Consider the following 21,529-nt stretch of genomic DNA (forward strand, 5'->3'; position numbering starts at 1 on the left):
GGTTCTGGGGCGCCCCCGTGTCGCACATTCGGTCGTACGGACGGGCGAGACCTGGGCAAAGTCTACCGGCGGTCCTCCTCCTCCCGTGGGGCCTCTCGGCGACGCGAGCGCGGAAGGACCCGCAGAGCGTCTCCTATGTCGGCGACTTCCAGGACCTTCATGCCGGGAGGGATCTTGCCGGGGTCGCCCGGGACGAGGGCGTGCGTGAAGCCCAGACGGTGTGCCTCGGAGAGCCGGCGCTGGACGCCCGTGACCCGTCTGACCTCGCCCGCGAGGCCCACTTCGCCGATCGCGACGAGGTTCTTCGGCAGCGGGGTGTCGCTGGCGGCGGAGGCCAGGGCGAGGGCGATGGCGAGGTCGGCGGCGGGCTCGGAGAGCTTCACACCGCCGACGGTCGCGGAGTAGATGTCCCGCTTGCCGAGCGCGCTGATGCGGCCGCGCTGCTCCAGGACGGCCAGCATCATCGAGACGCGGGAGGTCTCCAGACCGGAGGTGGTGCGGCGGGGCGAGGGGATCTGCGAGTCGACCGTGAGCGCCTGGACTTCCGCCACCAGGGGGCGGCGGCCCTCCAGGGTCACCGTCAGACAGGTGCCCGGGACCGGTTCGTCACGTCGTGTCAGGAAAAGTCCGCTTGGGTCGGCGAGGCCCGTGATGCCCTCGTCGTGCAGTTCGAAGCAGCCGACCTCGTCGGTGGCGCCGTAGCGGTTCTTGACGCCACGGACCAGACGGAGGCGCGCGTGGCGGTCGCCCTCGAACGAGAGGACGACGTCCACGAGGTGTTCCAGGAGACGGGGGCCGGCGATCGCGCCGTCCTTGGTGACGTGGCCCACCAGGAGGGTGGACATGCCGCGCTCCTTGGAGGCGCGGATGAGGGCGCCCGCGACCTCGCGGACCTGCGCCATGCCGCCGGGCGCGCCGTCGATCTCCGGGGAGGCGACCGTCTGCACCGAGTCGAGGATGAGAAGCGACGGCTTGACCGCGTCCAAGTGCCCGAGGACGGCGGCGAGATCGGTCTCGGCGGCGAGGTAGAGGTGGTCGTCGATCGCCTTGATGCGGTCGGCGCGCAGGCGGACCTGGCTCGCCGACTCCTCGCCCGTGACGTACAGGGTGCGGTGTTCGTCACTGGCCGACTTTGCCGCCACGTCGAGCAGGAGGGTCGACTTGCCCACGCCGGGCTCGCCCGCGAGCAGGACGACCGCGCCGGGCACCAGACCGCCGCCGAGGACGCGGTCCAGCTCGGGCACGCCGGTCGAGCGGGCGGTGGCCTGGCGGCCGTCGACCTGACCGATGGGCACGGCGGAGGTGGTGACACGGCCGGGTGCCGTCGTACGGACCGCGGGCGCGCCGTACTCCTCGATCGTCCCCCAGGCCCTGGCACTCGGGGCAGCGACCGAGCCACTTGGCCGTCTGCCAGCCGCACTCGGTGCAGCGGTAGGAGGGACGGTCCTTGGTGGTCTTGGTACGGGCAGCCATGCCGAGAACCGTAGCTGGCGGCACTGACAACACGTGGGGGCGTGTCCCCGGGCGGCCGGCCCGTACCGCGGGGGCGCCCCACGTGAATCGGCCACTCCGCCCCGAACCGGCCGTGGAAGGAAAGGTTCCTCCACCCGATTGAGGGATCGTTTCACCCGTACGGAGTAAATGTGCTCAAGTGGGCGGAAGGGGCTGGTCTCCGGCGCCTACCTTCCACGGATGATGAGCAGCAGTCCGGAGACCTCGACCCGCACCACCGGCGCACACCGGGCGCGCCGAGAGACGCGTGACCGCGCCGCCGCGCGTACGTTGGCGCAGCGACCTCCCGCGCGCTACGAGCACTACCTCGACGGGCTGTTCACCTACTGCCTGTCCGTGCTGTGCGACCACGACAGCGCCACCGAGGCCCTCGGCGACGTCCTCGCGCTCGCCGAACGGCGCCGCGGCCCGGAGGCGGCCGGCGACCGCCGGGCCTGGCTGTACGCCCTGGCCCGCTGGGCGTGCCTGCGCAAGCTCGCCGAGGCCAAGCAGAAACGTCAGGGCACGCACGCCGCGGGCAGACACGGCGGCGAGAAGGCGCCCCCGGGGCCGCCCGTCTCCGAGGAGGTCCAGGAGCGGCGCCGGGGCCAACTCGCCCAGCTCGCCTGGCCGGAGGCGGCCGGCACCACCCCGGAGCAGCGCGAGGCCCTCGAACTCGCCGTGCGCCACCACCTCGCCGCCCACGAGGTCGCCGCCGTCCTCGGCCTCGCCCTCGCCGCCGCCCGCGAGCTGCTCGCCTCCGCCGCCTGCGAGGTCGAGCGCACGCGCGCGGCCCTCGCGGTCGTGGAGACCGGCGGCTGCCCGGCCGTGGCCCGGCTCGCCGGCGACCACCAGCTGGTGCTCAGCTCGGCGGTGCGCAAGGAGCTCGTCCGGCACGTCGACGACTGCCCCGTCTGCCGGCGCGCCGCCGAGCGCGCGATCCCGGGCCGGTGGCCCGGCGCGATGGTCACCCCGGCCGAGCTGCCGGTGCTGGAGGCGCCCCGCGCGGCCCTGCACGTCGCGCTGGCGCACCACGCACGCACGCGTGGCGCCACGCTGCCCCGGTTCGACCGGCGCGGCTTCCCCCTGGACCCCAAGGACCGGGCCGCCCGCCGGGACCGGCTGCGCGCGCGTGCCGTGACGACGACGGTCGTGGCCACCGTCGTGGCGGCGCCGGTGCTGGCGCTGTGGGCCGCCTACCGGGCCGCCCCGACCGAGGAGGGCGCGGACGGCCGGTCCGCCAGCGCCAGTGAGGCGCACGGCGCCGACACCCTCGACGGCGAGGCGGCCGGCGGCTACGAGAACGCCGGGAACGCCAGCACCAAGCCCGGCGGCCGCTTCGGCAAGGGCGCCGGGACGGACGTCTCCGTGCAGGTCATCGGCGTCGCCGGGGCCGGCGCGAAGGGCGCGGGCCGGCTTCGGGTGGCGGCCGGCAACAGCGGCGACACCACGCTCGTCACCCTCACCGCGACCGGCTCCACGCCGGTGAGCTGGTCCGCGACCACCGGCGCCTCCTGGCTCTACCTCAGCAAGGCGTCGGGAACCCTCGCACCGGGCGAGACGGTCACGATCAAGGTGTACGTCGACCATCTGCGGGAGCCCTCCGGCCACTGGAGCGCGCGCGTGGCGATCGCACCGGCCGGCGCCGTCGTCACCATCGACGGCTACGGCACCGCGCCCAGCCCCTCGGACCCGTCCGGCCCCGGTTCCACCGCCCCCGCCGACCCGCCACCCTCGTCCGACCCGGACCCGACGAGCTCGGCGCCCTCGACCCCGAGCGACCCGCCGTCGTCCTCGGCCCCCACACCCACCGACTCGGCCTCCTCCGACCCGAGCGGCTCGACACCACCCCCGGGCGACAGCGGCACCCCGACCCCGTCGACCTCGTAGACCCCGGTGCCCGCCCGACGAACCGTCCCACCGCCACCGCGCGCCGGCGGTGGCCGCCCGGCGGGTCATGCCGGTGCCGGGGTCGCGCGCGGTGGCCGCCCGCCGAGCCATCCGACGTTCGCGGTCGTCCCCGCCAGCCGTCCGGCAGGACATGCCGGTCGCAGGGCATGCCGGCGTCGCCGTCGCCCGCCGTCCAGCGGATCATCCCGCCGTTACGCCCGACGGCCGCGCAGATCACCCCGCCGTCCCCCGCGCCCGCAGCCCGGCGGATCACCCCGCCGTCGCCCGCGCCTTCACCCGCTGTCCGCCCCCTCCGCCCTTTCCGCCCCCTCCGCCTCACGCGGGGCGTCTCAGCCTGTCGGGTCGGCCGGGTGGGGGGCCAGGAGGGGGAGTTGCGAGGACAGGCGCTGCTCGCACAGCTCCACGAGGCGGTCGTAGCCGGCCTTGCCCATCAGCTCGGTCAGCTCCGCGCGGTAGGACACGTACACCGGCTCGCCCGCGCCGTGCGCCGAGGTCGCCGACGTGCACCACCAGTGCAGGTCGTGCCCGCCCGGACCCCAGCCCCGGCGGTCGTACTCGCCGATCGACACCTGGAGCACCCGGGTGTCGTCGGGGCGGTCGATCCAGTCGTAGGTGCGCCGGACCGGAAGCTGCCAGCAGACGTCCGGCTTGGTCTCCAGCGGCTCGCGGCCCTCCCGCAGGGCGAGGATGTGCAGCGAGCAGCCCGCGCCGCCCGCGAACCCGGGCCGGTTCTGGAAGATGCAGGAGCCCTGGTACGGGCGCGTCTGGCGGTCGCCGTCCTCGTCCTCGGAGATCCAGCCGTGCTCCGTGCCCTCGGCGTGGTGCTGCCAGATGTCCGGCGTGAGCCTCGCCACGTGCTCGGCGACGCGCTTCTCGTCGTCCTCGTCGGAGAAGTGGGCGCCCAGCGTGCAGCACCCGTCGTCCGCGCGGCCCGCCTGGATGCCCTGGCAGCCGCTGCCGAAGACACAGTTCCAGCGAGAGGTCAGCCATGTCAGATCGCACCGGAAGACCTGCTCGTCGTCTCCCGGATCCGGGAACTCCACCCACGCGCGCGCGAAGTCGAGGCCCTTCTCGTCGGCTTCCCGGGCCTTCTTCGACATCGGCCTCACCGGCTTCGGAGTCTTCGGCTTCTGTGACTTCGCCCGCAAAGGACCCTCGGCGGCTGTGGCTGCCGCCGCCGACTTGTCGTCCTTTGCCTTTTTCGTCTTTGGCACAGCACCAGCCTAAGGCTCCCGTGACCCCACCGAGGACGGAGTACGGCCCGGCTGGCAGTAGCGTTCCCTACATGAGACTCGGTGTCCTCGACGTGGGTTCGAACACGGTGCATCTGCTGGTGGTGGATGCGCACCCGGGCGCGTGCCCGCTGCCCGCGCATTCGCACAAGGCGGAGCTGCGCCTCGCCCAACTTCTCGACGACAGCGGGGCGATCGGCCCCGAGGGCATCGAGAAGCTGGTCGCCGTGATCCACGAGTGCCTGCAGGCCGCCGAGGACAAGGGCGTCGAGGACCTCCTGCCCTTCGCCACCTCCGCCGTGCGGGAGGCCGGCAACGCCGACGACGTCCTCGCGCGCGTGAAGGCCGAGACCGGCGTCGAGCTGCAGGTCCTCACCGGCGCCGAGGAGGCCCGCCTCACCTTCCTCGCCGCCCGCCGCTGGTTCGGCTGGTCCGCGGGCAAGCTGCTCGTCCTCGACATCGGCGGCGGATCCCTGGAGATCGCCTACGGCATGGACGAGGAGCCGGACGCCGCCGTCTCCCTCCCCCTGGGCGCCGGCCGCCTCACCGCGGGCTGGCTGCCCGGCGACCCGCCCGGCGCGGAGCCGATAAGGGCGCTGCGCCGCCATGTGCGCGCCCAGATCGCCCGTACCGTCGGTGAGTTCAGCCGCCTGGGCACCCCCGACCACGTCGTGGGGACGTCGAAGACCTTCAAGCAGCTCGCCCGGCTCGCGGGTGCGGCCAGGTCGACCGAGGGCCTGTACGTCCAGCGTGAACTCAAGCGGGAGTCGCTGGAGGCGTGGGTGCCGAAACTGGCCGAGATGACGACGGCCCAGCGGGCCGAACTGCCCGGCGTCTCGGAGGGCCGGGCGGGCCAGCTGCTCGCGGGTGCCCTGGTCGCCGAGGGTGCGATGGACCTGTTCGGTGTGGACAGCCTGGAGATCTGCCCGTGGGCGCTTCGGGAGGGCGTTATTTTGCGCCGACTCGACCACATGGGGTCGGACTAGGAAGCCGGGGGCGCAGGGAACCGCGCGACACGCCACAAAACACCCGCACGCGCCCGTGGCGAATCCCACAACGGCGAAGAGGGGCCCCGCACCCCACCCACCGCACCCCGTAATCTGTCGGCATGGCGGAGCCAGTGTGCATCCCGGATGCGAAGGTCGCGCTGTCCACGGCCTCCGTGTACCCGGAGTCCACGGCGACGGCCTTCGAGATCGCCGCGCGCCTCGGGTACGACGGTGTCGAGGTCATGGTGTGGACCGACCCGGTCAGCCAGGACATGGAGGCGCTGCGCAGACTCAGCGACTACCACCAGATCCCGATTCTGGCGGTGCACGCCCCCTGTCTGCTCATCACACAGCGCGTCTGGTCCACCGACCCGTGGGTCAAGCTCCAGCGCGCCCAGGCGGCGGCGGAGAAGCTGGGTGCGAGCACGGTCGTCGTCCACCCGCCCTTCCGCTGGCAGCGCCAGTACGCCCGTGACTTCGTCACCGGAATCTGGCGCATGGCGAACGAGACCGACGTGCGGTTCGCCGTGGAGAACATGTACCCCTGGCGCTACCGCGACCGCGAGATGCTGGCGTACGCCCCCGACTGGGACGTGACCAAGGAGGACTACCGCCACTTCACGATCGACCTCAGCCACAGCGCGACGGCCCGCTCCGACGCGCTGCAGATGGTCGACCGCATGGGCGACCGCCTCGGCCATGTGCACCTGGCGGACGGCAAGGGCTCGGCGAAGGACGAGCACCTCGTGCCCGGCCGCGGCTCCCAGCCCTGCGCCGAACTGCTGGAACGTCTCGCCCGGACCGGCTTCGACGGCCATGTCGTCATCGAGGTCAACACCCGCCGTGCCATGTCCGGCGCCGAACGCGAGGCCGACCTGGCGGAGGCCCTGGCCTTCACCCGCCTCCATCTCGCGTCCGCGGTGCGGGTGCCCCGGCCGTGACCGGGCCCGAGGTCACCTCCCGGCGCCGGGGCCGGCGCACCCGTACGGAATCCGCCGGCACCCGCGACCGGATCCTGACCGTGGCCCGCGAGGAGTTCTCCGAACGCGGGTACGACAAGACGTCCGTGCGGGGCATCGCGAAGGCGGCCGGCGTCGACTCGGCGCTGGTGCACCACTACTTCGGCACCAAGGAGCAGATCTTCGCGGCGGCCATCGAGGTCGCCTTCGCGCCCGCGCTGAACGCGCCCGAGGCGGTGGCCGACGGTCCGCTGGACGGCGTCGGCGAGCGGCTGACCCGCTTCATCTTCGGTGTCTGGGAGAACCCCGCCACCCGTACGCCCCTGCTGGCGATCCTGCGCTCCGCCGTCAACAACGAGACCGCCGCCACCGTCTTCCGCCGCCTGGTCACCTCCCAGCTGATGCGCCGCGTCGCCTCCCAGCTGGACGCGCCGGACGCGGAGCTGCGCGCCGAGCTGGCGGCCGCGCAGCTGGTGGGGTGCGCCATGATGCGGTACGTGATCAAGCTCGAGCCGCTGGCCTCGGCGGACGTCGAGCAGATCATCGCGCGGGTGGCGCCGGTGGTGCAGGGCCATCTCACCGGCCGCTGAGTCCTACGACGGCGGTATGGCCGTACGAGACGATCGTCCCGCATTCCGGACACCGCGTCCCGACCCCTGGATGACGGGCGTAGTCTCGGTAGCAGCCCTATCTGTCTGAAGGAGCGAGCGACGATGCCCGAGCTGAGGTCCCGCACAGTCACCCACGGCCGCAACATGGCGGGCGCCCGCGCCCTTATGCGCGCCTCCGGTGTACCCGGTGCGGACATCGGCCGCAAGCCGATCATCGCCGTCGCCAACTCCTTCACCGAGTTCGTGCCGGGCCACACCCACCTCCAGCCGGTCGGCCGGATCGTCAGCGAGGCGATCGTCGAGGCGGGCGGCATCCCGCGCGAGTTCAACACCATCGCCGTCGACGACGGCATCGCGATGGGCCACGGCGGCATGCTGTACTCGCTGCCCTCCCGGGACCTGATCGCGGACTCCGTCGAGTACATGGTCGAGGCGCACTGCGCGGACGCCCTGGTCTGCATCTCCAACTGCGACAAGATCACGCCGGGCATGCTGAACGCGGCCCTGCGCCTGAACATCCCGACGGTGTTCGTCTCCGGCGGCCCCATGGAGGCCGGCCGCGCGACCCTCGTCGACGGCACGGTCCGCACCCTCGACCTGGTCGACGCGATCTCCGACGCCGTGAACGACAAGATCTCGGACGAGGACATCCTCCGTATCGAGGAGAACGCCTGTCCGACCTGCGGCAGCTGTTCCGGCATGTTCACCGCCAACTCGATGAACTGCCTGACCGAGGCCATCGGCCTCTCCCTGCCCGGCAACGGCTCGGTCCTGGCCACCCACACCGCGCGCAAGCAGCTCTACGTCGCCGCCGCGCGCACGGTCATGGACATCACCCGCCGTTACTACGAGCAGGACGACGACACGGTCCTGCCCCGCTCGATCGCGACCTTCTCCGCCTTCGAGAACGCGATGGCCCTGGACATCGCGATGGGCGGCTCGACCAACACGATCCTGCACCTGCTGGCCGCCGCGCAGGAAGCGGGCGTCCCGTTCGGCCTCGAGGAGATCAACGAGGTCTCGCGCCGCGTGCCCTGCCTCGCCAAGGTCGCCCCGAACGTCGCGAAGAACCGCACGTACTACATGGAGGACGTGCACCGCGCCGGCGGCATCCCCGCCCTCCTCGGCGAACTGCACCGCGCCGGCCTGCTCAACGAGGACGTCCACTCGGTCCACAGCCCCTCCCTCGCGGACTGGCTGAAGACGTGGGACGTGCGCGGCGGCTCCCCGTCGCCGGACGCCGTGGAACTGTGGCACGCGGCCCCCGGCTGCGTCCGCTCGGCCGAGGCCTTCTCCCAGTCCGAGCGCTGGGAGGCCCTGGACGAGGACGCGGCGGAAGGCTGCATCCGCTCCGCCGATCACGCCTACTCCAAGGACGGCGGCCTCGCCGTCCTCAAGGGCAACCTCGCGGTGGACGGCTGCGTGGTCAAGACGGCCGGCGTCGACGAGTCGATCTGGACCTTCGAGGGCCCGGCCGTCGTCTGCGAGTCGCAGGAGGAAGCGGTCGAGAAGATCCTCAACAAGCAGGTCACGGACGGTGACGTGGTCGTCATCCGCTACGAGGGCCCCAAGGGCGGCCCCGGCATGCAGGAGATGCTCTACCCCACCTCCTTCCTGAAGGGCCGCGGTCTCGGCAAGACCTGCGCGCTGATCACCGACGGCCGCTTCTCCGGCGGCACGTCGGGCCTGTCCATCGGCCACGCCTCCCCGGAGGCCGCGTCCGGCGGCACGATCGCGCTCGTCGAGGACGGCGACCGCATCCGCATCGACATCCCCAACCGCACGATCGAGCTCCTCGTCGACGACGCCGAACTCGCGCGCCGGGAGGCGGCGCTGGGCGGCGTGTACGCGCCCAAGTCCCGGGAGCGCAAGGTCTCGGCGGCGCTGCGCGCCTACGCGGCGATGGCGACCAGCGCGGACAAGGGCGCGGTCCGGGACGTGTCGAAGCTGGGCTGACGCACCGCGTGAGCATGGGGCCGCCTCCCTTGCGGGGGCGGCCCCTTCGCATGCCGCCGCGACCGGGCCTACCAGGCGCCGGGCGTACGGGAGTCGACGGAGAAGACGGTGCCGTCGGGGGCGGAGGCGTAGAGGTGGGGGCCGGAGAGCTGGGGCGAGGGCAGGGTGGCGGTGAAGGCGGCCGTGTCCGTGCCGAGCCGCGGTGACGTCTGCCCGAGGAGCCGTCCCTTGGCGGCGTCCACGGCGAGCAGTCGCCCGTCGGCGGCGGTGAAGTAGACCTGCCGGCCGTCGGTGACCGGTGCCGATCCCCGGCTCACGGCGGTTTCGAGAGACCACAGCTGCTTGCCGGCGCCGGTGTCGACGACCGTCAGGGAGCCCCCGGTGCCCAGGACGTAGACCAGGTTCTTGTGCACGGTGGCCTCCGCCTGCCCGAGCGGCACCCTCAATGGCACCCGACGGGACGCCTTCGTCTTGGGGTCGTAGCGGACGACCGTGTCCGACGCCGCGCTCACCCGGTCGACGGACAGGAACACGACGCTGCCTCCCGTGACGCCGACAGGGGTCAGACCGCCGTCGAGCACCGCGCCCCAGCGGACGTCCCCGGTCGTGGCGTCGACCGCCGTGACGCGGGTCCTCGTCCCGTCCCCGGTCACCGTCGTGGCGATGGCCAGCGGGCTCCCGGGGAACGAAACGAAGTACGGCTCGCTCAGCCCAGGAATCCGCCGGCTCCACCGCGTCGCCCCCGAGGCGCTGTCGACGCCGGTCACCTTGCCGTCGGCGCCGCTCAGCAGCAACGTGCCACCCGCGTAGCGGATGGCGCGGTCGGCCGAGACGTCCAGGCTCCACCGTGTCCTGCCGGACGACGGATCGAGCGCCTCCACTCGCTTTCCGCCACCGGCCAGCACGTGTACCAGCCCACCCGAGACGACCGGCGCCTGGAGGGAGACGCCGGTCAAGGGCAGGCTGCGCCGCCACAGCACACTTCCGTCGGCCGGACCGAGAGCGGAGACGACACCGTGCTGGACACACAGCAGTTCCCGCATGCCGAAGGTGCACTTGGGCACGCCGCTCGCCTTCCGGGCCGGTTTCGTCGCCCAGGCCTTGACCTTCGGTGCGGCGGAGGGCGCGGCAGCGGCTTTCGGGTGCGCGGCGGGCTTGTCGCCGTCCGGCAACTGCGTCCAGGCGAGTCCGCCGCCGGCGACGAGAGCCAGCGCCAGGCCCACGAGGACGGTCCGCCTGCGGCGGCGCCGCTTCACCGGCACCGGCTGCCGCTCCTCGACATCCCGCGCGGGTGCGGACGGCTCCGCCGACCGCTGCGCCGGTATGAACGCCTGGGTGTCGTACGAGGCCGCCACCGACCGCAGTTCCCGCATCAACTCGTCGGGGGTGGGCCGGTCCTCGGGTTCCTTGGCCAGACACCGCAGCACCAGCGGCGCGAGGTTCGCCGGTACGCCGGTCATGTCGGGCTCGTCGTGCACCACCTGGTAGGCGACGATGTACGGGCTGTCGGAGTCGAACGGCCCGCGCCCCGTCGCCGCGTGCACCATCACCGACCCCAGCGCGAACACGTCCGCCGCCGGCCCGACTTCCCGCGGACGCCGGAACTGCTCGGGCGCCATGAACGGCGGCGTGCCGATCAACTTCCCCGTCTCGGTCCGCAGTTCGCTGTCCTTTGGCCGAGAAATGCCGAAGTCGATGACCTTCGGCCCGTCGTCGGCGAGCAGCACGTTGCTGGGCTTCAGGTCCCGGTGCACCACACCGACCCGATGGATGTCGCGCAGTGCCTCGGCCAGCCCCGCCATCAGCCGACGCAACTGAGCGGCGTCCATGGGCCCGTTCCGCTTCACGTGATCGGAGAGCGTGGACCCGGGGATGTACAGGGTGGCCATCCAGGGCCGTCCGGCCTCCGGATCGGCGTCGACCACAGGCGCGGTGAAAGCCCCGCTCACCCGCCGAGCCGCGGCCACCTCCTGCCGGAACCGCCCCCTGAACTCGGGGTCCTTGGCGAACTCGGCATGGACGACCTTCACCGCCACCTTCATGCCGGAGGTGCTCCGCGCCAGGTGCACGACACCCATGCCGCCCGAGCCGAGACGCGACTCGAGGCGGTAATGACCGGCGTAATCGGGAAGTTCCGCTTCCGCGCCCGCTCCGGCGTTGTGCTGTGGCGCCATGGAACCACCCCCGTGCTGTTCGTCCGCGCGCGCGACGCACGGAGCCTAGTCGATGGCTCGTACGGGACAGAGGCGGCGTGCTAGCTTCCGCGTGCGAGTCGCGTACGTGTGTTTCATGGCGCGATTCAGGGGAATCAATGGGGCCCCATGGATGTCATGGGGAGCAACGGGGGAGGTTTTCCATGTCTGTTGAGCATGTCGAAGAGGTCGAGAGCGGCGGGGAAGAGGCCGTCTCGACGATGGCCGCGGCGGCATCCACGACGTATGCGGTCGCACCGGGGGTACGCCTCAACGTCCGCAGCGGCCCGGGCACCGGCTACCCCATCGTCCGCGTCCTGCCCGAGGGTTCGCGCGTCGCCATCCTCTGCCAGTCGCCCGGTACGACCATCACCGGCCCGTACGGCACGAGCAGCATCTGGGACTGCATCGGAAGCGACGAGTTCATCTCGGACGCCTACGTCCTCACGGGCAGCGACGGCTACATCCGCCCCCGCTGCGGCGGCTGACCGAACACCACGACCACGAGGATGTCCATGATCTCCAAGAGCCGTCGGTCCGTCCTGCTCGCGGCAGCCACCGGGGCCCTGCTCATGACGGTGGGAGCCCTGGCCACCCCTGCGGCGGCCACTGTGCGGACCTACCCGATCGCACCGGACACCCGCGTCAACGTCCGCAGCGGCCCGGGCACCGGCTACTCCATCGTCCGCGTCCTGCCCGAGGGCGCCTCGGTCCCGATCTTCTGCCAGCGGCCCGGCACCACGGTCTCGGGTTACTACGGCACCTCCGACATCTGGGACAACATCGACAGCGGCGAGTACATCTCGGACACGTATGTGAAGACCGGCAGCGACGGGTACGTCGCACCGCGCTGCTCCTAGGCCCGCCCGGAGCCCGCCCCCGCCCCACCGCCATAATCGTCCCGTGAGCGACGAACCCGGCACCCAGGACAAGGCGGGCTCCACCGGAGGCCCCCGGCCCGAGCCCCTGCGCTTCTTCGGCACCACCTGGGTGGACCACGGCCACGGCTACCCGCTGCGCCGCGCCGCCGTGGCCGTCGGCTCCCTCCTCGCCGCCGTCGCCTCCTGCCTGGTCCTGCGCTTCGCCTTCCAGGGCCTGCGGATCGCCGACACCGGCGCCTTCGTGATGGTGCTGGTCGTCGTCATGTTCGCCGTGTGCAGCGCGCTGGCCTTCCGCACCACCTGGGACTCCTTCTCCCGCCGCCCCGACCCCGAACGCCAGGCGTCTCTGCGCGGCCTGCTGGCCATCGGCTTCGTCGGCTCGCTCCTCGCCTACTTCTTCCGCTCCCTCACCGAGGCCCCCGGCGAGAAGCTCCACCGGCAGGAATACGAGGCGGCCCGCGAGCGGCACGCCAAGCGCAGCACCCGCCGCACCGGCAACCCGTCCAAGAAGCGCCGCCGCTCCTGACGCCTCCGGCCGCCGCAAGGCACCGGCCGCCGTGGACGGCCTGAGCTTCACGGTCGAGCGGTCCCGCACCTCAAGCTCCGCGCACCCCTGCGCCGCAAGCCCCGTACACCCCAAGCCCCGTACACCCCAAGCCCCGCACACCCCAAGCCCCGCGCACCCCAAGCCCCGCACACCGCGAACCCCCCACCCCCGCGACCCACCAGCGCCACCATGGCCGTATGACGGCTCCCTCCCGCACCACCCGCGCCCGCTCCTTCGACGCCGCAGCGGCCCAGTACGCGGCCAACCGCCCCTCCTACCCGCCCGCACTCTTCGACGCGATCGAGGACCTGGCGGGTCGTTCGCTGGACGGCGCCCGGGTCGCGGACGTGGGGGCCGGGACCGGTATCGCGACCGGACTGCTGCGTGCCCGCGGCGCCGAGGTGATCGCCGTGGAGCCCGGCGAGGGCATGGCGGCCGAGTTCCGGCGCGCCCTGCCCGGCGTCCCGCTCGTTCTCGGCGACGGCGACGCCCTCCCGCTCGCGGACGGCTCGGTCGACTTCGTCACCTACGCCCAGGCGTGGCACTGGACGCGGCCGGCCCGCTCGCTGCCCGGGGCGCGGCGCGTGCTGCGGCCCGGCGGCGCGCTGGCGATGTGGTGGAACCAGGACGCGTTCGACGTCCCGTGGATCGCCGAGCAGGGCGACCGCATCCGGCGGCACTTCCGCGGGGAGTACGGCAACAAGCAGGGCGCGGCCGCCGTCCGCACGGCGCTCGCCTTCGACGGCGTCCCCGAGGTCCCCGCGCACGCCCTCCGCGTGGTCCGCTGGAGCCGCACGGTCTCCGTCGACACCCATCTGGCCAACATCGGCAGCCACTCGATCTTCCTTGTGCAGGGCGCGCAGGCGACGGCCGCCTTCCTCGCCCAGGAGCGCGAGCACCTGCTGCGGTCCTTCCCCGGCGGCACGGTCGAGGAGACGTACGACGTCCTGCTGATCGTCGCCACTTTCTGATCCCGGGCGGTGCCGCCCACGTCCTCCTGGGCGGTTCCTCTGCCCCCGAAGGGCCGTACCCGGCCTCGTAACCCCTTCGGCCCTTGACGCGGAAACGCGGCCGAGAGGATTATTCAGCACATGATGAATTATGAGTCCACGCGCACCGACCCCCCGGAGACGACCCGGGAGGAACCCGCCGTCCGGGCCGAAGGGCTGAGCGTCGTCCGGGGCGCACACCAGGTCCTCCGCGACCTCCGCTTCGCCGTGCCGCACGGCCAGATCACCGGCCTGCTCGGCCCCTCCGGCTGCGGCAAGACCACCCTGATGCGCTCGATCGTCGGCACCCAGGCCAAGGTCAGCGGCACCCTGGAAGTCCTCGGCCGCCCCGCGGGCGACGCCGCCCTCCGCTCCCGCATCGGCTACGTCACCCAGGACCCGTCCGTCTACGACGACCTGACGATCCGGCAGAACCTCCACTACTTCGCGGCGATCCTCGACCCCGGCCGCGCGGCCGCCGAGCGCCGCCACGACAACGTCGCCCGCGCCATCGCCGACGTCGACCTCACCTCGCACGCCGACGCCCTCGCCGGCAACCTCTCCGGCGGCCAGCGCAGCCGCGTCTCCCTCGCCGTCGCCCTCCTCGGCACCCCGGAACTGCTGGTCCTCGACGAACCCACCGTCGGCCTCGACCCGGTGCTGCGCCGCGACCTGTGGAACCTCTTCCACCGCATCGCCGACGAGCGCGGCGCCACCCTCCTCGTCTCCTCCCACGTCATGGACGAGGCCGAGCGCTGCCACCGCCTCCTGCTGATGCGCGACGGCGAGATCCTCGCCGACGACACCCCCGAGGCCCTGCGCACCAGCACCCGTACCGACACCGTCGAAGCCGCCTTCCTCCACCTCGTCGACCAGGCGGCCGCGACCGGCACCCGCAAGGAGACCGTCCGATGAACGCCTCCCGCACCCTCGCCACGGCCGCCCGCGTCCTGCGCCAGCTGCGCCACGACCCGCGGACCATCGCCCTGCTGCTCGTGGTGCCCTGCCTGATGCTGTTCCTGCTCCGTTTCGTCTACGACGGCAGCCCACAGGTCTTCGACAACATCGGCGCCTCGCTGCTCGGCATCTTCCCGCTGATCACCATGTTCCTGGTGACCTCCATCGCCACCCTGCGCGAACGCACCTCCGGCACCCTCGAACGCCTGCTGGCGATGCCCCTGGCCAAGGGCGACCTGATCGGCGGCTACGCCCTCGCCTTCGGCGCCCTCGCCATCGTCCAGTCCGCCATCGCCACCGGCCTGGCCCTGTGGTTCCTCGGCCTGGACGTCGTCGGCTCACCGTGGCTGCTGCTCCTGGTGGCGCTCCTGGACGCCCTTCTCGGCACCGCCCTCGGCCTGTTCGTCTCGGCCTTCGCCGCCTCCGAGTTCCAGGCGGTCCAGTTCATGCCGGCCGTGATCTTTCCGCAGCTCGTCCTGTGCGGCCTGCTCACCCCGCGCGAGAAGATGCAGCCCGTCCTGGAGGGCATCTCGAACGTCCTGCCCATGTCCTACGCCGTCGACGGCATGAACGAGGTCCTCCGGCACACGGACATGACGACCACCTTCGTCCGCGACGCCCTCATCGTCGCCGGATGCGCCCTCCTCGTCCTCGGCCTCGGCGCCGCCACCCTCAGGAGGCGCACGGCATAACGGCCCGCGCGGCGGCGTTCCGCCACCCGGACAGCCGCCCCGGCCCCGCACCGCCGGTGCGAGGATGACCCCATGAGCCAGAAAGTCGCAGTCCTCGGCACCGGCAAGATCGGCGAAGCTCTGCTCAGCGGGATGATCCGCGGCGGCTGGGCCCCGGCCGACCTCCTGGTCACCGCCCGCCGCCCGGAGCGGGCCGAAGAACTCCGCACCCGCTACGGAGTCACCCCGGTCACCAACCCGGAAGCCGCCAAGACCGCCGACACCCTGATCCTCACCGTCAAGCCGCAGGACATGGGCACGCTCCTCGACGAGCTCGCCCCGCACGTCCCCGCCGACCGCCTGATCATCAGCGGCGCGGCCGGCATCCCCACCTCCTTCTTCGAGGAGCGGCTGGCCGCCGGGACCCCCGTCGTCCGCGTCATGACGAACACCCCCGCCCTCGTCGACGAGGCCATGTCCGTCATCTCCGGCGGCACCCACGCCACCGCCGAACACCTGTCTCACGCCGAGGAGATCTTCGGCGCGGTCGGCAAGACCCTGCGCGTCCCCGAGTCCCAGCAGGACGCCTGCACCGCCCTCTCCGGCTCCGGCCCGGCGTACTTCTTCTACCTGGTCGAGGCCATGACGGACGCCGGCATCCTGCTCGGCCTGCCCCGCGACAAGGCCCACGACCTGATCGTCCAGTCCGCGATCGGCGCCGCGACCATGCTCCGCGACAGCGGCGAACACCCGGTCAAGCTCCGCGAGAACGTCACCTCACCCGCGGGCACGACCATCAACGCCATCCGCGAACTCGAGAACCACGGCGTCCGCGCCGCCCTCATCGCCGCCCTCGAAGCCGCCCGCGACCGCAGCCGCGAACTCGCCTCCGGCAAGAAGGACTGACCCGCGCCCGCCGGGGGCGGCGCTCACGCGCCCGCCGCGTCCAGCAGCTCCTTCGTGGTCACCACCCGAGCGAAGCCGCCCCCGTGCAGCGACACCGCCGACGCCCGCGCCACCTCGTCCGCGCTCAGCCGCCAGCCGAACGGCCCCTCCAGATCGAAGGTGTACGTCGCGTCGTACGCGACCGCCACCTCGTACCCGAGATTCCCGCCCATCCGTGCGGTCGTCTCCACGCACATGTTCGTCTGGATCCCGGCGAGCACGAACTGCGAGATCCCCGCCTCCCGCAGCCAGGCCCCCAGATCCGGCGTCCCGAGGAACGCCGAGTTCACGCTCTTCGTCAGGAACAGCTCGGGCCCGGCTCCCTTCCCCCTCCTCTCCTCGACGTACTCCTTCAGCTCGTTGCCCTCGTAGCCGGGCCGCAACGGCGACTCCGGCTTCGACGAGTCGTGCCGCACGAACACCACCGGCCGCCCCGTCGACTGCCATACGTCGATCAGCGCCGCGATGTTGTCATCGGCCCCCGGGTTGTTCCGAGGCCCCCAGAAACCGGCCTCGTCGAACCCCTTCTGCACATCTACGACCACCAGGGCCGCGTTCTTCGCCATCTCCATGCCCACGATCCTGCCGCCGCCCGCCCCCACGCCCCAGCAGGCCAAAAGACAGCGATCGATGGTTTACTGCCATCCATGGCCAGTGCTCCCGGCGCCCCCGCCCACCGCGTCGCTCTCCTCGCCTTCCCCGGCATCCGCGCCTTCGACGTCTCCGTCATCACCGAGGTCTGGGGCACCGACCGCACCGACCGCGGCGCCCCCGCCTTCGACCTGCGCCGCGTCGCCACCGACCCAGCCACCCCCGTCCCGATGCGCGGCGGCATGGCCCTCCTGCCCGACCGCACCCTCGACTGGCTGCCGCGGGCCGACCTGATCGTCGTCCCCGGACTCGACGACCACCTCACCCCCGCACCCGCTCCGGTCCTCGACGCCCTCCGCCACGCCCACGCCCGCGGCACCACCATCGCCGCCCTGTGCGGCGGAGCCTTCACCCTCGCCCAGGCGGGCCTCCTCGACGGCCGCCGCGCCATCACCCACTGGAACCTCGTCGACCTCCTGCGCACCCACCACCCCCACGTCACCGTCGTCCCCGACGCCCTCTTCATCGAGGACGACAACCTCTGGACCGCCGCCGGCACCGCGGCCGGCATCGACCTCTGCCTGCACCTCGTCCGCCGCTCCCACGGCGCCGAGGCGGCGGCCACCATCGCCCGCTCGATGGTCACCGCCCCCTTCCGCACCGGCACCCAGGCCCAGTTCATCGAGCACCCCACACCCCGCGCCGACCGCGACGCCGACACCCTCGCCGCCGTACGCGAACACGCCCTGCGCCACCTGAACGAACCGCTCACGGTCGCCGACCTGGCCGCCCGTGCCGGCATGTCACCGCGCAGCTTCGCCCGCCACTTCACCGCGGAGACCGGAACGACGCCGCTGCGCTGGCTCCTCGACCAGCGCGTCGCCGCCGCCCAGAAACTCCTCGAACGCACCGACCTGCCCATGCCCGAGGTGGCCCGCCGCGCCGGCTTCGGCAGCGAGGTCACGATGCGCCAGCACTTCGCCTCGCGCCTCGCCACCAGCCCGCGCGCCTACCGCACCGCGTTCAGCACCACACCCGCCTCCGACTCCGCCCCTTCCTCGGGGACGGCGGGCAGCAGCCCGATCGCGCGATAGGCGGCATCCACGGTCGGCCGGGCCATCGCCCGAGCCCTTCCGGCGCCGGCCCGCAGCACCCCCTCGACATAACCGGGATCGGCGCACAGCTCACGGTGCCTGTCCCGCAGCGGCCTCAGCACTTCGACCACGGCCTCCGCGGTGTCCTTCTTCAGGGCGCCGTACGACTCGTACGCACCACTCAGGGCCTCCGGGTCCCCACCGGTGCAGGCGGCCAGGATCTCCAGCAGATTCGCGAGCCCGGGCCGCTCCTCCCGGTCGTAGACGACCTCCCGCCCACTGTCTGTCACGGCCCGCATGACCTTCTTCCGTACGACGTCCGGCTCGTCCAGCAGATAGACGACGCCGAGCCCCGACTCGTCCGACTTCCCCATCTTCCGCGCCGGCTCCTGCAGGTTCATCACCCGCGCCGCCACCGCGGGCAGCGTCGCCCGCGGCACCGTGAACGTGTGCCCGTAGCGCTGGTTGAACCGCACCGCCAGATCCCTCGCCAGCTCCACGTGCTGCGCCTGGTCCTCACCCACCGGTACGTCGTCCGTCCCGTACGCGAGGATGTCCGCCGCCATCAGCACCGGATACGTCAGCAGCGACACCCGCACGCTTCTGCCCCGCGCGGCCTCCTTGGCGGCCTTCTCCTTGTACTGGATCATCCGCCGCATCTCGCCGTCGGTCGCCACGCACTCCAGCAGGTACGACAGCCGCGCGTGCTCGTCCACATGACTCTGTACGAACAGGGTGCACAGCTCGGGGTCCAGTCCCGAGGCGAGCAGCAGCGTCGCGGCCTGCCGACTGAGCCTGCGCACCCGCGCCGGGTCGTGGTCCATGGTCAGCGCGTGCAGATCGACCACGCAGAACAGCGCGTCGGCCTGGTGCTGGTCGACCTCGGCCCACCGCCGCATGGCCCCCAGGTAGTTGCCCAGCGTCAGATGCCCGGTCGGTTGAATCCCGCTGAAGACCCGTGCCATCTCTCCACTCCTTCTCCGGTCGGGCCGCCGCTCCGGCGGCCGGCCCTCCGGAGCTCTGGAGGGAGAAACGAGAACGGCCGCCGAAGCGGCGGCCGTGGTGCATACGTGAGTCCGGCCGCCGTCAGGCGGCCCACCACTGCTGGGTGCACGTACGCGTAGTCATGGCACAGAGCGTACGCCGCCGGGATGCCGTCTGTCCGCAGGTTGACACGCCCCGGGCGGGTCCGTAAGGTACTTCGAGTTGTCCGACGTGAGAGCCGACTCCGGTCGGTCCCCGGACAGCCATTCCGCAAGTACCAACCACTACTCGACTGCTGTCGATCAGGCCGCTGTCGTTTTATTGGCATGCGTATTCGCGAAATGAGGAATCCGCGTTCGAAGGACGCAGGCCGCCGATTAGCGCGGGGGCCGGGAATCCGCTAAAGTCTCACTCGTCGGAACGGCCCAACAGCCGGGAAGACAACCCCCTCTGACGGGGAATCGGACGCCGAAAGGATCTGATAGAGTCGGATCCGCCGGAAAGGAAACCGCAAAACAAAAGCGGGAGCCTGGAAAGCACCGAGGAAATCGGATCGGAAAACGGTCTGATAGAGTCGGAAACGCAAGACCGAAGGGAAGCCCGGAGGAAAGCCCGAGAGGGTGAGTACAAAGGAAGCGACCGTTCCTTGAGAACTCAACAGCGTGCCAAAAGTCAACGCCAGATATGTTGATACCCCGACACCGGGATTTCCTGGTGGCGAGGTTCCTTTGAAGAAAACACAGCGAGGACGCTGTGAACGGTCGGGCTCATTCCGCCTGACCGTTCCGCTCTCGTGGTGTCGACCGGATTACCGGTAAACATTCACGGAGAGTTTGATCCTGGCTCAGGACGAACGCTGGCGGCGTGCTTAACACATGCAAGTCGAACGATGAACCACTTCGGTGGGGATTAGTGGCGAACGGGTGAGTAACACGTGGGCAATCTGCCCTTCACTCTGGGACAAGCCCTGGAAACGGGGTCTAATACCGGATAACACTCTCGCAGGCATCTGTGAGGGTTAAAAGCTCCGGCGGTGAAGGATGAGCCCGCGGCCTATCAGCTTGTTGGTGAGGTAATGGCTCACCAAGGCGACGACGGGTAGCCGGCCTGAGAGGGCGACCGGCCACACTGGGACTGAGACACGGCCCAGACTCCTACGGGAGGCAGCAGTGGGGAATATTGCACAATGGGCGAAAGCCTGATGCAGCGACGCCGCGTGAGGGATGACGGCCTTCGGGTTGTAAACCTCTTTCAGCAGGGAAGAAGCGAAAGTGACGGTACCTGCAGAAGAAGCGCCGGCTAACTACGTGCCAGCAGCCGCGGTAATACGTAGGGCGCAAGCGTTGTCCGGAATTATTGGGCGTAAAGAGCTCGTAGGCGGCTTGTCACGTCGATTGTGAAAGCCCGAGGCTTAACCTCGGGTCTGCAGTCGATACGGGCTAGCTAGAGTGTGGTAGGGGAGATCGGAATTCCTGGTGTAGCGGTGAAATGCGCAGATATCAGGAGGAACACCGGTGGCGAAGGCGGATCTCTGGGCCATTACTGACGCTGAGGAGCGAAAGCGTGGGGAGCGAACAGGATTAGATACCCTGGTAGTCCACGCCGTAAACGGTGGGAACTAGGTGTTGGCGACATTCCACGTCGTCGGTGCCGCAGCTAACGCATTAAGTTCCCCGCCTGGGGAGTACGGCCGCAAGGCTAAAACTCAAAGGAATTGACGGGGGCCCGCACAAGCGGCGGAGCATGTGGCTTAATTCGACGCAACGCGAAGAACCTTACCAAGGCTTGACATACACCGGAAACGTCTGGAGACAGGCGCCCCCTTGTGGTCGGTGTACAGGTGGTGCATGGCTGTCGTCAGCTCGTGTCGTGAGATGTTGGGTTAAGTCCCGCAACGAGCGCAACCCTTGTTCTGTGTTGCCAGCATGCCCTTCGGGGTGATGGGGACTCACAGGAGACCGCCGGGGTCAACTCGGAGGAAGGTGGGGACGACGTCAAGTCATCATGCCCCTTATGTCTTGGGCTGCACACGTGCTACAATGGCCGGTACAATGAGCTGCGATACCGTGAGGTGGAGCGAATCTCAAAAAGCCGGTCTCAGTTCGGATTGGGGTCTGCAACTCGACCCCATGAAGTCGGAGTCGCTAGTAATCGCAGATCAGCATTGCTGCGGTGAATACGTTCCCGGGCCTTGTACACACCGCCCGTCACGTCACGAAAGTCGGTAACACCCGAAGCCGGTGGCCCAACCCCTTGTGGGAGGGAGCTGTCGAAGGTGGGACTGGCGATTGGGACGAAGTCGTAACAAGGTAGCCGTACCGGAAGGTGCGGCTGGATCACCTCCTTTCTAAGGAGCACTTCTTACCGAGCTCGCTCGGTCAGAGGCCAGAACGTCAGCGAATGTCTGATGCTGGTTGCTCATGGGTGGAACGTTGACTACTCGGCACACTTGATCGTCTTCTCCTTCTAGTACTGCTCGCAAGAGCGTGGAACGTTGAGGGGAGCGGGGAGTGTGTCGGGCACGCTGTT

17 protein-coding genes, 1 rRNA gene and 1 pseudogene are annotated in these 21,529 nt (G+C 70.9%); 14 read left to right on the forward strand and 5 right to left on the reverse strand.

Annotated elements, in window-relative coordinates; genetic code table 11:
• Nucleotides 1–62 precede the first annotated feature (62 nt).
• Nucleotides 63–1,473, reverse strand: a pseudogene (gene radA, locus LN251_RS16100) (DNA repair protein RadA).
• 219 nt (nucleotides 1,474–1,692) lie between these two features.
• Between radA and LN251_RS16105 the strand changes: the two are divergent.
• A complete protein-coding gene (locus tag LN251_RS16105) occupies nucleotides 1,693–3,381 on the forward strand; it encodes a BACON domain-containing protein (RefSeq protein WP_458245024.1) in 1,689 nt (562 codons plus the stop codon).
• Nucleotides 3,382–3,731: 350 nt separating this feature from the next.
• Here LN251_RS16105 and LN251_RS16110 read toward each other — a convergent pair whose 3' ends face one another.
• On the reverse strand, nucleotides 3,732–4,502 hold the full coding sequence (locus tag LN251_RS16110; protein ID WP_458245025.1) for a hypothetical protein: 771 nt from the start codon (nucleotides 4,500–4,502) through the stop codon (nucleotides 3,732–3,734).
• A gap of 185 nt (nucleotides 4,503–4,687) precedes the next feature.
• Between LN251_RS16110 and LN251_RS16115 the strand changes: the two genes are divergently transcribed.
• From LN251_RS16115 to ilvD, 4 genes are all read left to right on the forward strand, one after another.
• Entirely contained in the window at nucleotides 4,688–5,620 is a 933-nt protein-coding gene (locus LN251_RS16115) for a Ppx/GppA phosphatase family protein (protein ID WP_458245026.1), read from the forward strand.
• Between the two features lie 122 nt (nucleotides 5,621–5,742).
• On the forward strand, nucleotides 5,743–6,564 hold the full coding sequence (locus LN251_RS16120) for a sugar phosphate isomerase/epimerase family protein (RefSeq protein ID WP_142154288.1): 822 nt from the start codon (nucleotides 5,743–5,745) through the stop codon (nucleotides 6,562–6,564).
• Entirely contained in the window at nucleotides 6,561–7,172 is a 612-nt protein-coding gene (locus tag LN251_RS16125; RefSeq protein ID WP_450442410.1) for a TetR/AcrR family transcriptional regulator, read from the forward strand. The genes LN251_RS16120 and LN251_RS16125 overlap by 4 nt, the downstream gene beginning before the upstream one ends.
• 123 nt (nucleotides 7,173–7,295) lie before the next feature.
• A complete protein-coding gene (gene ilvD, locus LN251_RS16130; RefSeq protein ID WP_458245027.1) occupies nucleotides 7,296–9,149 on the forward strand; it encodes a dihydroxy-acid dehydratase in 1,854 nt (617 codons plus the stop codon).
• Nucleotides 9,150–9,217: 68 nt separating this feature from the next.
• On the opposite strand, the gene LN251_RS16135 is transcribed toward ilvD, so the two are convergent.
• Entirely contained in the window at nucleotides 9,218–11,323 is a 2,106-nt protein-coding gene (locus tag LN251_RS16135) for a serine/threonine-protein kinase (protein ID WP_458245028.1), read from the reverse strand.
• 182 nt (nucleotides 11,324–11,505) lie between these two features.
• On the opposite strand from LN251_RS16135, the gene LN251_RS16140 reads away from it, so the two are divergent.
• From LN251_RS16140 to proC, 7 genes are all read left to right on the forward strand, one after another.
• On the forward strand, nucleotides 11,506–11,829 hold the full coding sequence (locus LN251_RS16140; RefSeq protein WP_458245029.1) for an SH3 domain-containing protein: 324 nt from the start codon (nucleotides 11,506–11,508) through the stop codon (nucleotides 11,827–11,829).
• 84 nt (nucleotides 11,830–11,913) lie between these two features.
• Nucleotides 11,914–12,201 carry an SH3 domain-containing protein gene (locus LN251_RS16145; RefSeq protein ID WP_458246732.1) on the forward strand — a complete coding sequence of 96 codons (288 nt, stop codon included), beginning with the start codon at nucleotides 11,914–11,916 and terminating at the stop codon, nucleotides 12,199–12,201.
• Between the two features lie 43 nt (nucleotides 12,202–12,244).
• Entirely contained in the window at nucleotides 12,245–12,748 is a 504-nt protein-coding gene (locus LN251_RS16150; protein ID WP_458245030.1) for an EamA/RhaT family transporter, read from the forward strand.
• Between the two features lie 218 nt (nucleotides 12,749–12,966).
• Nucleotides 12,967–13,740, forward strand: coding sequence for a class I SAM-dependent methyltransferase (locus LN251_RS16155; protein WP_458245031.1), 774 nt, complete (start codon nucleotides 12,967–12,969; stop codon nucleotides 13,738–13,740).
• A gap of 120 nt (nucleotides 13,741–13,860) precedes the next feature.
• A complete protein-coding gene (locus tag LN251_RS16160) occupies nucleotides 13,861–14,673 on the forward strand; it encodes an ABC transporter ATP-binding protein (RefSeq protein ID WP_458245032.1) in 813 nt (270 codons plus the stop codon).
• Nucleotides 14,670–15,407 carry an ABC transporter permease gene (locus tag LN251_RS16165; protein WP_458245033.1) on the forward strand — a complete coding sequence of 246 codons (738 nt, stop codon included), beginning with the start codon at nucleotides 14,670–14,672 and terminating at the stop codon, nucleotides 15,405–15,407. Before LN251_RS16160 ends, LN251_RS16165 begins: the two co-directional genes overlap by 4 nt.
• A 72-nt stretch (nucleotides 15,408–15,479) precedes the next feature.
• Entirely contained in the window at nucleotides 15,480–16,292 is an 813-nt protein-coding gene (gene proC / locus LN251_RS16170; RefSeq protein ID WP_458245034.1) for a pyrroline-5-carboxylate reductase, read from the forward strand.
• A 23-nt stretch (nucleotides 16,293–16,315) separates the two neighbouring features.
• Here proC and LN251_RS16175 read toward each other — a convergent pair whose 3' ends face one another.
• A complete protein-coding gene (locus tag LN251_RS16175; protein ID WP_458245035.1) occupies nucleotides 16,316–16,903 on the reverse strand; it encodes a cysteine hydrolase family protein in 588 nt (195 codons plus the stop codon).
• A 75-nt stretch (nucleotides 16,904–16,978) separates the two neighbouring features.
• Between LN251_RS16175 and LN251_RS16180 the strand changes: the two genes are divergently transcribed.
• Nucleotides 16,979–18,016: a GlxA family transcriptional regulator gene (locus tag LN251_RS16180; RefSeq protein WP_458245036.1), complete on the forward strand. Its 1,038-nt coding sequence runs from the start codon at nucleotides 16,979–16,981 to the stop codon at nucleotides 18,014–18,016.
• Here the strand turns inward: LN251_RS16180 and trpS are convergent.
• Nucleotides 17,932–18,981 carry a tryptophan--tRNA ligase gene (gene trpS, locus LN251_RS16185; protein WP_458245037.1) on the reverse strand — a complete coding sequence of 350 codons (1,050 nt, stop codon included), beginning with the start codon at nucleotides 18,979–18,981 and terminating at the stop codon, nucleotides 17,932–17,934. The genes LN251_RS16180 and trpS overlap by 85 nt on opposite strands.
• A gap of 840 nt (nucleotides 18,982–19,821) precedes the next feature.
• Between trpS and LN251_RS16190 the strand changes: the two genes are divergently transcribed.
• Nucleotides 19,822–21,347: ribosomal RNA gene (locus LN251_RS16190) — 16S ribosomal RNA — on the forward strand.
• The last annotated feature ends 182 nt before the right edge of the window (nucleotides 21,348–21,529 follow it).

The organism is Streptomyces sp. MAI_2237, from assembly GCF_054189285.1.